This is a genomic window from Pseudomonas sp. S2_B07, assembly GCF_054668435.1.
Genome location: NZ_CP162769.1, coordinates 4,495,051 through 4,508,478 on the forward strand (window position 1 = coordinate 4,495,051; position 13,428 = coordinate 4,508,478).

A 13,428-nucleotide genomic window follows, 5' to 3' on the forward strand; every position below is an offset into this window, starting at 1 on the left:
GCGCCGGAGCGCCCCGAAAGTCTTACTGTTGCGGGATCTGGACAGGCGACTGGCGCGGAGTATTCGCTTCAGCCTTCTGTGCGGCTTCCAGCGCCTGGGCTTCGGCCTTGGCCTTGGCTTCGGCGGTCTGCTGCAGCTGATCCAATTGGGTCGGGGTGATCTGTTGCAGGCGCAGCATCATGCGCTGAATCAGCTCGCGACGAGTTTCTGCACGGGCAGTGTCGGCGTCCTGGTCGGACCCCGCCAGGTTGTTGCCGTCATGCATGAAGATCTTTTGCACTTCGAGCTTGTCGCTGATCAGTTGCAGATCATGTGCGCCACGAATGTCGTAGTTCAGAACAGTGGTGATCTGATACTCGCCAGTATGGCCGCCACCTGCGTAGCTGATGATGCGCTGGCTTTCCTGCTCATTGGTCAGCACCAGCTTGTAAGGTGCGCCGGTGTAGACCTTGACGCCACTGCCTTCCAGCACCTGACGCATTTGCTTCACGGTCTCGCCGTAGGCGTTACGGGCGCTCAGGTCGAGTTCCTTGATCGCCAGTTCAGTGGTGCCGGTGCCGCGCAGCTGGAAACCGCAGGCGCTCAACAGGACCGCAAGGCCCATCACCAGCAGATTGCGTTTGATCATTTTGTTGCTCCCCTTGAAACCATGTGGGCCGATCTTGCGGCCCGAAAGGTTTACTCGGCGCCGGGCATGGCCCGGCGCCTGATCCAATTAGCTGGCGACGATGTTGACCAGTTTCCCGGGCACGACGATCACTTTGCGAATAGTCAGGCCGTCGACAAAGCGCAGCACGTTCTCGTTGATACGGGCCGCGGCTTCGACTTCTTCGCGCGTTGCGCTGGCCGGCATTTCGATCTGACCGCGCAGCTTGCCGTTGACCTGGATGACCAGCGTCAGGCTGTCCTGCACCAATGCGTTCTCGTCCAGCACCGGCCAGGCGGCGTCGATCACCGGGGCAGCGTGACCCAGTCGATTCCACAGCTCGTGGCTGATGTGCGGGGTGATTGGCGCCAGTAGCAGCGTCACGGTTTCCAGACCTTCCTGAACCAGTGCGCGATCCTGTTCGGTGCCTTGCGGGGCTTTTTCCAGCACGTTCATCAGCGTCATCACCTGGGCGATGGCCGTGTTGAATTTGTGGTTCTGGCCGACGTCGTGGCTGGCTTGCTTGATGGCCTGGTGGATCGAGCGGCGAATGACTTTCTGTTCGTCGTTCAGGCCGGCGACGTCCAGTTTGCCCGGCAGGCCCTGAGTGACGTGGGCTTGAGCCAGGCGCCAGACGCGCTTGAGGAAGCGGTGCGAACCTTCCACGCCCGAGTCGGACCATTCCGCGCTCATGTCGGGTGGCGAGGCGAACATCATGAACAGGCGGCAGGTGTCGGCGCCGAACTGGTCAATCATCGACTGTGGGTCAACGCCGTTGTTCTTCGACTTGGCCATCTTCTCGGTGCCGCCGATTTCCACCGGCAGGCCGTCCGCGATCAGCTTGGCGCTGATGACCTTGGCCTTGCTGTCACGCTCGAGTTCCACGTCCGCCGGGTTGAACCAGGTGTAGGCGCCATTGGCCTCACGGCGATAGTACGTCTCGGCGATCACCATGCCTTGGGTCAGCAGGTTCTTGAACGGCTCGTTGGAGCTCACCAGGCCTTCGTCACGCATCAGCTTGTGGAAGAAGCGCGCGTACAGCAGGTGAAGAATGGCGTGTTCGATACCGCCGATGTACTGATCCACCGGCAACCAATGGTCGGCCGCGGATTTTTCCACCAGGCCGCCTTCATAGTGGGGCGAGGCGTAGCGGGCGTAGTACCACGAGGACTCGACGAAGGTGTCCATGGTGTCGGTTTCACGCTTGGCAGGCTGGCCACATTTAGGGCAGCTGCACTCGTAGAACTCGGGCATGCGAGCCAGTGGCGAACCGGCGCCGTCGGGTACGACGTCTTCCGGCAGCACAACAGGCAACTGGTCTTCCGGCACCGGCACGTCACCGCAGCTAGTGCAGTGGATGATCGGGATCGGGCAACCCCAATAGCGCTGGCGGCTGATACCCCAATCGCGCAGACGGAACTGGGTGCGCGAGGCACCAAGGTTTTTCTTGATCAGCGCGACTTCAATGGCGTCAAACGCGCCGGCGAAATCGAGGCCGTCGAACTCGCCGGAATTGATCAGCGTGCCGTGCTCGCCATACGCGTCCTGCCACGGAGCCGGGTTGGTGTCACCCGAGCTGGTGCGCACCACGGACTTGATCGGCAGGTTGTACTTGGTGGCGAACTCGAAATCACGTTCGTCGTGCGCCGGGACAGCCATGACCGCGCCATCGCCGTAATGCATCAGCACATAGTTGGCGACCCACACCGGCAGTTTCTCGCCGGTCAGCGGGTGCTCGACGAACAGCGAGGTCGGCAGGCCTTTCTTCTCCTGGGTGGCGACGTCGGCTTCAGCGACGCTGCCGCCCTTGCATTCAGCGATGAACGCTTGCAGCTCAGGACTGTTCTGCGCGGCCAGGGTGGCCAGCGGGTGTTCGGCGGCCACGGCAACGTAGGTCGCACCCATCAGGGTGTCCGGACGGGTGGTGAATACTTTCAGCGCGCCGGCTTGGCCGATGGAATCGACGTTGTACGGGAACTGCACTTCCATGCCGCGGGACTTGCCGATCCAGTTGCGCTGCATGGTCTTGACCTGTTCAGGCCAGCCCGTCAGTTCGTCGAGACTCTCCAGCAGCTCATCCGCGTACGCGGTGATCTTGAAGTAGTACATCGGGATTTCGCGCTTTTCGATCAGCGCGCCGGAACGCCAGCCGCGACCGTCGATTACCTGCTCGTTGGCCAGAACGGTCTGGTCGACCGGGTCCCAGTTCACGGTGCCGCTTTTCTTGTAGATCACTCCTTTTTCGAACAGGCGAGTGAACAGCCATTGTTCCCAACGGTAGTAATCCGGCTTGCAGGTGGTCACTTCGCGGGACCAGTCCACCGCCAGGCCCAGGCTGCGCAGCTGGGTTTTCATGTAGGCGATGTTTTCGTAGGTCCACTTGGCGGGCGCTACGTTGTTCTTCATCGCGGCGTTTTCCGCCGGCATGCCGAAGGCGTCCCAACCCATGGGTTGCAGAACGTTCTTGCCTTGCATGCGCTGGTAGCGGGAGATCACGTCGCCGATGGTGTAGTTGCGCACGTGCCCCATGTGTAGCTTGCCGCTGGGGTAAGGGAACATCGACAGGCAGTAGAAAGTCTCCTTGCCTGGCTGTTCACTGACTTCAAAGGACTTTTGCTCGTCCCAGAACGACTGGGCGGCGGCTTCGATTTCACGGGGCTGATATTGTTCGTGCATGGCTACTTTTGAACTGAATAGGGGTGGCCTAATCCTCTTCAATGCGACGCTGGACGGTGAGCACGCCAAATCGGCGTTTCGGTGCCCAGACGAGCTGGAAGTGGAGTTACAGGAAGCGCCGTAGCATACATGACCGCACTCTACCGAGGGAAACCCTGATTACGCTCGCGCGTCTCGCAAAAACGGCTGCGAGGGCCGTTGGTCGCAGTGTTCAGCCGGTTTGTTCATGGAAGCTAAGCTCTAAATGGGGAGTGAGTCTTATCTTCAATGAGGTGAGGGATGGTTGAATCACAGCAAAAAGCCACAAAACCGGAACTGTACGAAAGACTGATCGATCGTCTGGGAATGGCCCTGGACGCTGCAAAAACTGCTGGCCGGCTGCGCGATGAGCGTCCCCTGGAGCTGGAACTGCGCGGCCTTAGCCCCGCAGAGTTTGAATTGGTCAAAGCCTATCTGGATCGCTGTGAACGTGAAACACACGGATGCTTGTCAGCAGCAGTGAAGCAACTCGATGCACCACGTTCGGCCAAAATCATCTGGCTCAAGGACAAAGTACCCGGCAGGGACGCGGTAAAGGTCCGGTCTCTGCAATTCAAGTAAGGGCACTTGAGGTCATGGCCCGGCTTCTTTTTTACTCTTTTGAAGCATAGTCCTTCCATATCTGTTGTCGCATTGCGTCAACCCACTTAGGCTTCGGGCATCTCTGGAGATGCTCGATGCCTTTTCGATATTTTGTGAAACAACTGCTGTTACCTCCCGGTATTCTTTTGCTGCTTTTGGTCCTTGCGTGGTGGTTGCGCCGCTCAAGGCCAAGGCTTGCGGGTGCGTGCTTTGTTCTGGGTGTCGGTGGTTTCTGGTTGATGAGCTTGCCCGTGGTAGTGCAGTGGAGTGCCAAAGCGCTTGAGCGTGATCCGCCGTTGTCACGCGACGAATGGGCGACCCTGGGCCAGCGCGCGGACGCCATCGTGGTGTTGGGTTCCGGGCGTGAGCGCGGCGACATTGCCTGGGGCACCGACCAGCCGACTGGCATAGGGTTGGAGCGTGAGCGATATGCGGCGCGTCTGGCCAAAGCTTCCGGTTTGCCTGTGCTGACCAGCGGTGGCCTGCATTACGGTACGCCACCCACCGAAGCGAAGTTGATGGCGGACTCGCTGCTCGATGATTTTGGCGTGACGGTACGCTGGCAGGAAGGGCGTAGCCTCACGACGTGGGAGAACGCGAAGTTCAGTGCCGAGGTGTTGTTGCCTCAGGGTATCAAGCGGGTAGTGGTCGTGACCCAGGCCTGGCACATGCCGCGGTCTGTCTGGAGTTTCCAGAAGGCAGGGTTTGACGTTGTGCCTGCGCCGGTGGGCTTTTTAGGCGTCGACAATGCCCGACCGCTGGGCGGCTGGATGCCGGAATTCAAGTCGATCTGGCAATCCGGACAATTGATGAACGAGGCGGTGGGACAGGTCGGGTATTCGCTTTTCTATCGCTGATGATCGTTCCCACGCTGAGCGTGAGAACGATCAGATGGGGTCAGACGGTTTTTGCCATCCGGCTAGCAATCAACGCCCAACCAAACAACAACACGCAAACGATGATCAACGGCCACGAGCGCCATTGCAGGTACGGCGTCAGGTTGTGCATCGGCACCACTTCGCCGTAGAGGATGCCGCGTTCGAACTGCGGGATCTGCGCGGTAATCTGGCCAAACGGGTTAATCAGCCCGGATACGCCATTGTTGGTGGCGCGGATCATCCAGCGGCCCGCCTCCAGTGCGCGCATCTGTGCCATCTGCAAATGTTGCAGTGGGCCGATGGAGGTGCCGAACCAGGTGTCGTTACTGATGGTCAGCAGCAAATCACTGCGCGCCGCAAGGCTGGCGGCGAATTCCGGGTAGACCACTTCGTAGCAAATGAACGGCGCAACCTGATACCCCTTGGCCTGCAACATCGGCTGGTCGGCCGGTCCACGGGCGAAATCGGACATCGGCAGGTCGAAGAACGCGATCAGTCCGCGCAGTACATCCTGCAACGGCACGTATTCGCCGAACGGCACCAGTTTTTGCTTGAGGTAAGTGCCATCGCCTTCGCCGACGACTGTAATACCGTTGAAGAAGCGTTTCTCGTGACGCACTTCCTGACGGATCGGTACGCCGGTAATCAACGCCGAATTACGCTCGGCGGCGAAGTTGCCCATCATGGTCAGGTAGCCCTCGGCGGACGACTTGAGCACCGGTACGGCGGTTTCGGGCCAGATCAGCAGGTCGACGCGTTTGGAGCTGAAGCTCATGTCGCGGTACAGCTCCAATTGCGCGTTGAGCTGCGCCGGGTCCCACTTCATGCTTTGTTCGATGTTGCCTTGAATCGCCGCGACGCTGAGCGCAGGGCCCGCCGGGCTGGTCCAGGCATGTTCTTTCAGGGCCAGGCCGGCCACCCACGGGCCGACCAGCAACAACGCGCCCGCTGCAATAAACCCTTTACGCCCGGTGCGCACCAGTCGCAACGCGTTGTAGATCAGTGCGGCCGTCAGGGCGAGAGTGAAGGAAATCAACCACATTCCGCCTAATGGCGCGAGCCCGGCCAATGGACCGTTAAGCTGACTGTAGCCGGAATAGAGCCACGGGAAACCGGTGAGGAACCAGCCGCGAAATGCCTCCTGGCCGACCCACAACGCTGCAAACGCCAAGGCATCTGCCAGCGGTGCTTCGTTGCGACGTAGCCAGCGCGCCCAAATCCAGGCCGGCAGGGCAAAGAACCAGGCAATCGCTGCGGTGAACGCCAGCATCAGCAAGCCCGCCAACAACACCGAGGCACCACCGAAGTTGTGAATGCTGTAGTAGATCCAGCTGGTGCCGGCGCCGAACAGGCCAAAACCGAAACACCAGCCACGGCCCAGGGCCTGACGTGGGCTCAGTTCGCGCAAACCGGCGTAAAAGAAGCCGACCGCCAGCAATGCCAGTGGCCAGATATCGAACGGCGCCAGCGCCAGGGTGGTGAGTGCACCGGCCGCCACGGCCAGCAGATTACCGGGCCAGCCGGGACGGGTGAGACGGTGCATGTCAGTCCTTAACGGGCAATTGGAGTCAGGCGCAGCAGATGAATCCGACGGCTGTCGGCGTTCAGGATGCGGAAGCGATAAGGGCCGATTTCAGTGATCTCGTTGCGTTTGGGCAAGTGCCCGAACGCGCTCATCACCAGGCCGCCGACGGTATCGAACTCATCGTCGGAGAATTCGCTGTCGAAAAACTCATTGAAGTTTTCGATCGGTGTCAGGGCCTTGATCAGGAAGTCACCGCTGGGCAACGGCTTGATGTAGCTGTCTTCCTCTACGTCGTGCTCGTCTTCGATGTCGCCGACGATTTGTTCCAGCACGTCTTCGATGGTCACCAGGCCAGCCACGCCGCCGTATTCGTCAATGACGATGGCCATGTGGTTGTGGTTGGCGCGAAATTCGCGCAGCAGCACATTCAGGCGCTTGGACTCGGGCACGAACGTGGCCGGGCGCAGCAGGTCCTTGATGTTGAAGCTGTCGCCGTTCTCCTTGAGGATCAACGGCAGCAAGTCCTTGGCCAGCAACACGCCCATCACGTCATCGTGGCTTTCGCCGATCACCGGGTAGCGGGAGTGGGCCGAGTCAACCACGGCGGGCAGAAACTCGCGAGGGGTCTGGGTCGCCTTGATGCTGACCATTTGCGAGCGCGGGACCATGATGTCCCGTACTTGCAGGTCTGCAACCTGGATGGCGCCTTCGACGATGGCCAGCGCTTCGCTGTCCAACAGTTTGTTCTGGTGTGCATCGCGCAGAAGCTCCAGCAGCTCCTGACGGTTTTTCGGCTCGTGGGCAAAAGCCTGGGTGAGCTTACCCAGCCAAGACTTCTGCCCGTTGCTCGATCGATCTTCGCTCATAGCGATTACTCTGAATCCTTTGTTGTAACGATAGGGGATGTTTCGGTTTCGTCGTCCGCATACGGGTCGGGATAACCCAACTCTGCAAGCAACGTTCGTTCCAGTGCTTCCATTTCTTCGGCTTCGTCGTCATCTATATGGTCGTAACCCAACAGATGCAAGCAGCCGTGAATGACCAGATGAGCCCAGTGCGCCTTCAATTCCTTGCCTTGTTCGGCGGCTTCACGCTCGACCACGGCCACGCAGATCACCAGATCGCCCAGCAGCGGGATATCAAGGAACTCGTCGGGCACGTCGGCGGGGAACGACAAAACGTTAGTGGCGTAATCCTTTTGCCGCCAGGTGTGATTCAGCTCGCGGCCTTCTGCTTCGTCGACCAGGCGGATGGTCATTTCGGAGTCGGCAGTGCGCTGGCGCAGGGCGAGTTCGCACCATTGGCGGAACTCGGCTTCGCTGGGGGCGGACGCTTGTGTAGCCAATTGCAGATCAAGCTCAAGCATCGCGGCGGTTGTCCTTGGGTGCTTCTTCGGTCACGCGATTTTCGAAGCGCTCGTAGGCTTCGACAATGCGCTGCACCAGTGGATGGCGCACAACGTCCTTGGGCATGAAATGGGTGAAGCTGATGCCCGGCACGTCCTTGAGCACCTCGATCACATGGTGCAGCCCGGACTTGGTGCCTTTCGGCAGGTCGACCTGGGTAATGTCACCGGTGATGACCGCGGTGGAGCCAAAGCCGATACGGGTCAGGAACATCTTCATTTGCTCGACGGTGGTGTTCTGGCTCTCGTCGAGAATAATGAAGCTGTTGTTCAGCGTGCGACCGCGCATGTAAGCCAGCGGTGCCACTTCGATGACCTGGCGCTCGATCAGCTTGGCGACGTGTTCGAAGCCGAGCATTTCGTAGAGCGCGTCATAGAGCGGGCGCAGGTACGGGTCGATCTTCTGCGACAAATCGCCGGGCAGGAAGCCGAGCTTCTCGCCGGCTTCAACCGCTGGACGAACCAGCAGGATGCGACGAATCTGCTCGCGTTCCAGCGCGTCTACGGCGCAAGCCACGGCCAGATACGTCTTGCCGGTACCGGCAGGGCCGATGCCGAAGTTGATGTCATTACCGAGAATTTCTTTCACATAGCGCAGCTGATTCAAGCCTCGAGGGCGAATCATGCCTTTCTTGGTGCGCAATGCGACGGAAGGTTCGGAGGGGGAGACGTTGTCCAGTTCCTCGACGGCCGATTCCTGCAGGAACAGGTGAACCATGTCCGGCGACAGCTCGGTACCCTTGGTTTCCCGGTACAGACGGCGCAGGAGGTTTTCCGCGGAGGTGGTGTGTTTAGGCTCGCCGATCAATTCGAACTGGTTTCCGCGGTTGCGGATCTCGATCGTCAGGCGCTGTTCGATCAAGCGTAAATGCTCGTCGAATTGCCCGCACAGATTGGCGAAGCGGCGAGCCTCAAAGGGCTCGAGGATGAAACGATGCGGTTCTATGGGTGCGTTCAAGGTCGTATTTAGCCGCCCTGGGGCAATTAAGATGAAATCAAGGATAACGCCAGTGGGCTGGGTGCGAAAGCTCTTAATATTCCAGCCTCAAACACGGACCCCTATGGGAGCGAGCAGGCTCGCTACCACAGGGTTACTCAGTGTTACTGGATCAGCGAGCCCCGCAGCGAGTGCGGTTGTGCGGCATCGATGTGCACGTCGGCGAATTGGCCAATCAAGGTTGGCGTGTCGCAGCGGAAGTTGACGATACGGTTATTCTCGGTCCGGCCTTGCAGTTCGCCGGGGTCTTTTTTCGAGTAATCGGTGACCAGGATCCGCTGGATCGAACCGACCATTTGTCGGCTGATTTCGAAACCTTGCTGGTTCAGGCGATGTTGCAGGGCGTTCAGGCGCTCTTTCTTCAACGCTTCCGGCGTCTCGTCGACCAGGTCGGCCGCCGGGGTGCCCGGGCGCTGGCTGTAGACGAACGAGTAGGAGAAGTCGAAACCGACGTCTTCGATCAGCTTCATGGTTTGTTCGAAGTCTTTTTCGGTCTCGCCCGGGAAGCCGACGATGAAGTCCGAACTGATGCAAATGCCCGGCACGGCGGCCCGCAGCTTGCGCAGTTTGGATTTGTATTCCAGCGCGGTGTGGTTGCGCTTCATCGCCGAGAGAATTCGGTCCGAACCCGACTGCACCGGCAAATGCAGGTGTTTGACCAGTTCCGGCACATCGGCGTGGGCCTGGATCAGGCTGTCGGAGAACTCCAGCGGGTGCGACGTGGTGTAGCGAATCCGGTCGATGCCATCGACGGCGGCCACGACACGAATCAGCTCGGCCAGATCGGCGAGGCGACCGTCATGCGTGGTGCCGCGATAACCGTTGACGTTCTGACCCAGCAGTGTCACTTCGCGCACGCCGTTTTCAGCCAGGTGGATGATCTCGGCAATCACATCGTCGAACGGCCGGCTGACTTCTTCGCCACGGGTGTACGGCACCACGCAGAAGGTGCAGTACTTGCTGCAGCCTTCCATCACCGACACATAAGCGCTTGGGCCATCGATGCGCGGTTCGGGCAAATGGTCGAACTTTTCAATTTCAGGGAACGAGACGTCAACTTGCGGCAGCTTGGTGGCGCGTGCGGCGTCGATCATTTCCGGCAGGCGGTGCAAGGTTTGCGGGCCGAAGACCACGTCGACATACGGCGCGCGATCACGAATGGCTGCGCCTTCCTGACTGGCCACGCAACCGCCGACGGCGATCACCATGTCCGGGTTGGCGAGTTTCAGTTCACGCCAGCGGCCTAACTGGGAATACACCCGGTCCTGGGCGCGCTCGCGAATGGAGCAGGTGTTGAGCAGGATCACGTCGGCGTCTTCAGCGCGGGCGGTGACTTCCAGGGCCTGGTGTTCGCCCAGCAAGTCGACCATGCGCGAGCTGTCGTACTCGTTCATCTGACAACCGTGGGTTTCGATGTAAAGCTTCTTGGCCATGGACAGAGTCATCACGTGATTCAAAGAACCGCGCATTATAGGGAACATGTCCCAAGGTTCCTACCGCTGTGCGTCCGGTGGCTATGCTATAGTTCGCGCCCTCATTTTTATCCCAAATGTGTTGCTCGCCCACCATGACCAAACGTGAAGCTCCAATCTACAAGGTGATTTTCCTCAACCAGGGCCAGGTGTACGAAATGTATGCCAAGCAGATCTATCAAAGTGATCTGTGGGGCTTTCTGGAAGTGGAAGAGTTCGTCTTTGGCGAGCGCACGCAAGTGGTCGTCGATCCGAGCGAAGAGAAGCTCAAGGCTCAGTTCGAAGGCGTGGTACGCAGTTTTGTGCCGATGCATTCGATTGTGCGCATCGACGAGGTCGAGCGCCTGGGTACGCCGAAAATCAGCGAAGCCCGTGGCGCGGTCGGCAATGTCATGCCGTTTCCGATGCCGATGCCTGAAAAGTAAGCCTTAAAACCGAGTCGCCCCATTCGACTTGCTCGCGAAGGGGCCTGTCATTTCGCCGCAGAAATCAGGGTAGCGGTGCAAAAGGCGTTCGCCCATCCGCATTCTGCAATTCCATCAGGTATTTACGAAAGATTTGCCCCAGCACCTGAGTCGCCACTTCCAGCTCTTCGCGCGGCATTTTCTCGGTGACTTCGTCGGCGGTGTCCAGCGCATCTTCAGCACCGTTGACCGCAGCCATTTTCAGCAGAATGTAAGCCTGAACGTTATTGGCCTGAACACCTTCGCCATGGAAGAACATGGTGCCCAGTTTGAATTGCGCCTGGGCGTGGCCTTGCAGCGAGGCTTTTTCGAAATAGCTGAGGGCTTGATTGAGGTCGCGAGGCGCGTTTTTGCCTTCGTAGTAGAACTCACCCAACTCGTATTGCGCTTGTGCATCCCCTTCATCCGACGCTTTCTGGCAGGCGGCGAGCGCTTGCGTCAGGTCTTGCGGCTGAGTATTGAGGGTGCAGCGACCCATCGCTGGGATTAACAACGAGTTGCCGCCTGCTTGTGCGTGCGCGAGCAGGGGCTGAAGGAGCAACAGGCAGCCCAGTGCAAGGGCGCGGCCGGTGCGGTTCATGAGAATCGACTTACCTCTGAAGGGCGCGCGGACCCATCGAGGGATCCAATAAGCGCGCATTATGAAATAAGCAGGGCCAACCTTACAAAGTCTTTACTCGTTTTTCTGCTGCGCGGGGAATATATCGCCCAATTTGCGGGAGATTATTGGCAGAAGCGTAGGAATAAGGGTGTGAATGCAGGTAAAAGCTGACGCTGGCAGTCGCCAACGTCAGCGGCAGAGCGATTATTTCAATGCGGCGAATGCACGCTCAGCGGCATCCAGCGTCAGTTTCAACTCGGCGTCGCCATGGGCGATCGAGGTAAAGCCGGCTTCGAATGCGCTCGGCGCCAGGTAAACGCCACCTTCAAGCATCAGATGGAAGAAGCGACCGAACAGCGCCGCGTCGCTGGCCATTACGTCATCGAAGGTCACGATGTCGTCGGCGCCACTGAAATACAGGCCGAACATGCCGCCCGCCTGCGTGGTCACGAACGGAATACCCGCCGCATCGGCGCGTTGTTGCAGGCCATCGAGCAGGCGACTGGTGTAGTCGCTCAGTTCGGCATGGAAGCCTGGACGGCTGATCAGGCGCAGGGTGGTCAGGCCAGCGGCCATGGCCAGCGGGTTACCCGACAACGTGCCTGCCTGGTATACCGGACCCAGTGGCGCGATGTGCGACATGATTTCGCGTTTACCGCCGAAGCAGCCGACCGGCATGCCACCGCCGATAATCTTGCCGAAGGTGCTCAGGTCCGGCGTTACGCCGAAATGCGCTTGTGCGCCGCCGAGGGCGACGCGGAAACCGGTCATCACTTCGTCGAAAATCAGCACCACACCGTGCTTGTCGCACAAGGTCCGCAGGCCTTCGAGGAAACCTGGCGCCGGCGGTACGCAGTTCATGTTGCCAGCCACGGGCTCGACGATGATGCACGCCACGTCCTGGCCGACTTCGGCGAGCATGGTTTCCACCGCGTCGATGTCATTGAATGGCAGGGTCAGGGTGTGTTTGGCGAAGTCCGCCGGCACGCCGGCCGAGCTCGGTACGCCCTGGGTCAGCGCGCCGGAGCCAGCCTTGACCAGCAGACTGTCGGAATGACCGTGGTAGCAGCCTTCGAACTTGATGATGCTGTCGCGGCCGGTGAAACCACGGGCCAGACGGATCGCGCTCATGGTCGCTTCGGTGCCGGAGCTGACCATGCGCACCATTTCCATCGACGGCACGATCGAGCAAACCAGGTCCGCCATTTCGGTTTCCATCGCGGTCGGGGCGCCGTAGGACAAACCGTGTTCCAGCTGTTTACGCACCGCGTCCAGCACGTCCGGATGGCTGTGGCCCAGGATCATCGGGCCCCAGGAACCGACGTAATCCACATAACGCTTGTCGTCTTCGTCGGTGACGTAGGCGCCTTCAGCGTGTTTGAAAAACAACGGGGTGCCGCCGACGCTTTTGAACGCGCGCACAGGCGAATTCACGCCACCGGGAATGTGTTTCTGGGCATTGGCAAACAGGGTTTCGGAACGAGACATGGTCGGGCTCTCAAATCAGACTTTAAGTAATTCGTTAAACGCGCGAGCGCGGCGGGTCACTTCGGCTGCGCTCTCGGCGCCAAACAGACCGTGGACAACCGCCAGCAGATCAACTCCGTGGGCCACCAATGGCGCGGCATTTTCCAGGGTGATGCCCCCAATCGCGCAGATTGGCAGGTGCAGTGTGCTGCGGGCCTGATCGAGCAAGTCGAGGCTGCAGGTCGGTGCGCCGGGTTTGGTGTTGGAGTTGAAGAAACGGCCGAAGGCGACGTAACTGGCGCCTTCTTTTGCAGCCTGTTCGGCGAGTTCGAGTTGCGCGTGGCAAGTCGAACCGATGATGGCTTGGCGACCGAGCAGGGCGCGGGCCGGGGTCAGTGGGCCGTCGGTCTGGCCCAGGTGCACGCCAACGTTCAGGCGCGCAGCGAGCTCGGCATCGTCGTTGATGATCAGGTGAGTCTTGTAGCGTTCGCACAAATCACGCAGCGCCTCAGCCTCACGCAGACGCCGTGCCTCGTCGCTGCTCTTGTCGCGGTATTGCAGCAGGGTGACGCCGCCTTCCAGCGCCGCCTCCACGTACGAAAGAAATTTACCGGCCAGCAACTGGCTATCGGTAATGGCGTACAGGCCACGTAGTTTCATCGGACAAGCCTCGGCG

13 protein-coding genes are annotated in these 13,428 nt (G+C 59.7%); 3 read left to right on the forward strand and 10 right to left on the reverse strand.

Going from position 1 to position 13,428, the window contains the following annotated elements; translation table 11 throughout:
• Positions 1-22 precede the first annotated feature (22 nt).
• Together AB4N43_RS20645 and leuS are read right to left on the reverse strand one after the other, a co-directional pair.
• Positions 23-628, reverse strand: coding sequence for an LPS-assembly lipoprotein LptE (locus AB4N43_RS20645; protein WP_027924288.1), 606 nt, complete (start codon positions 626-628; stop codon positions 23-25).
• Between the two features lie 87 nt (positions 629-715).
• The gene (leuS, locus tag AB4N43_RS20650) at positions 716-3,322 is read right to left on the reverse strand and encodes a leucine--tRNA ligase (RefSeq protein WP_027924287.1); all 2,607 of its coding nucleotides are present in this window, start codon (positions 3,320-3,322) and stop codon (positions 716-718) included.
• A gap of 279 nt (positions 3,323-3,601) precedes the next feature.
• On the opposite strand from leuS, the gene AB4N43_RS20655 reads away from it, so the two are divergent.
• Positions 3,602-3,922, forward strand: a complete 321-nt coding sequence (locus AB4N43_RS20655; RefSeq protein WP_027924286.1) for a hypothetical protein — start codon at positions 3,602-3,604, stop codon at positions 3,920-3,922.
• Positions 3,923-4,038: 116 nt separating this feature from the next.
• Positions 4,039-4,800: a YdcF family protein gene (locus AB4N43_RS20660; RefSeq protein ID WP_027924285.1), complete on the forward strand. Its 762-nt coding sequence runs from the start codon at positions 4,039-4,041 to the stop codon at positions 4,798-4,800.
• Positions 4,801-4,840: 40 nt separating this feature from the next.
• Here AB4N43_RS20660 and lnt read toward each other — a convergent pair whose 3' ends face one another.
• The 5 genes from lnt to miaB form a co-directional block, all read right to left on the reverse strand.
• Positions 4,841-6,364 (reverse strand): apolipoprotein N-acyltransferase, encoded by a 1,524-nt coding sequence (lnt, locus tag AB4N43_RS20665; protein WP_059182105.1) that lies wholly within the window; start codon positions 6,362-6,364, stop codon positions 4,841-4,843.
• 8 nt (positions 6,365-6,372) lie between these two features.
• Positions 6,373-7,212: an HlyC/CorC family transporter gene (locus AB4N43_RS20670; RefSeq protein ID WP_027924283.1), complete on the reverse strand. Its 840-nt coding sequence runs from the start codon at positions 7,210-7,212 to the stop codon at positions 6,373-6,375.
• 5 nt (positions 7,213-7,217) lie between these two features.
• Positions 7,218-7,712, reverse strand: a complete 495-nt coding sequence (gene ybeY / locus AB4N43_RS20675) for an rRNA maturation RNase YbeY (protein WP_027924282.1) — start codon at positions 7,710-7,712, stop codon at positions 7,218-7,220.
• Complete coding sequence (locus tag AB4N43_RS20680; RefSeq protein WP_027924281.1) at positions 7,705-8,709, reverse strand: PhoH family protein; 1,005 nt, start codon at positions 8,707-8,709, stop codon at positions 7,705-7,707. The genes ybeY and AB4N43_RS20680 overlap by 8 nt, the downstream gene beginning before the upstream one ends.
• 143 nt (positions 8,710-8,852) lie before the next feature.
• Complete coding sequence (miaB, locus tag AB4N43_RS20685; RefSeq protein WP_032833561.1) at positions 8,853-10,181, reverse strand: tRNA (N6-isopentenyl adenosine(37)-C2)-methylthiotransferase MiaB; 1,329 nt, start codon at positions 10,179-10,181, stop codon at positions 8,853-8,855.
• A gap of 134 nt (positions 10,182-10,315) precedes the next feature.
• On the opposite strand from miaB, the gene AB4N43_RS20690 reads away from it, so the two are divergent.
• The gene (locus AB4N43_RS20690) at positions 10,316-10,645 is read left to right on the forward strand and encodes a DUF1820 family protein (RefSeq protein ID WP_007894425.1); all 330 of its coding nucleotides are present in this window, start codon (positions 10,316-10,318) and stop codon (positions 10,643-10,645) included.
• A 64-nt stretch (positions 10,646-10,709) separates the two neighbouring features.
• On the opposite strand, the gene AB4N43_RS20695 is transcribed toward AB4N43_RS20690, so the two are convergent.
• The 3 genes from AB4N43_RS20695 to thiE form a co-directional block, all read right to left on the reverse strand.
• The gene (locus AB4N43_RS20695; RefSeq protein ID WP_027924279.1) at positions 10,710-11,264 is read right to left on the reverse strand and encodes a tetratricopeptide repeat protein; all 555 of its coding nucleotides are present in this window, start codon (positions 11,262-11,264) and stop codon (positions 10,710-10,712) included.
• Between the two features lie 225 nt (positions 11,265-11,489).
• Positions 11,490-12,773, reverse strand: coding sequence for a glutamate-1-semialdehyde 2,1-aminomutase (gene hemL / locus AB4N43_RS20700; protein WP_027924278.1), 1,284 nt, complete (start codon positions 12,771-12,773; stop codon positions 11,490-11,492).
• A gap of 15 nt (positions 12,774-12,788) precedes the next feature.
• Positions 12,789-13,412: a thiamine phosphate synthase gene (thiE, locus tag AB4N43_RS20705; RefSeq protein WP_027924277.1), complete on the reverse strand. Its 624-nt coding sequence runs from the start codon at positions 13,410-13,412 to the stop codon at positions 12,789-12,791.
• Between the last annotated feature and the right edge of the window lie 16 nt (positions 13,413-13,428).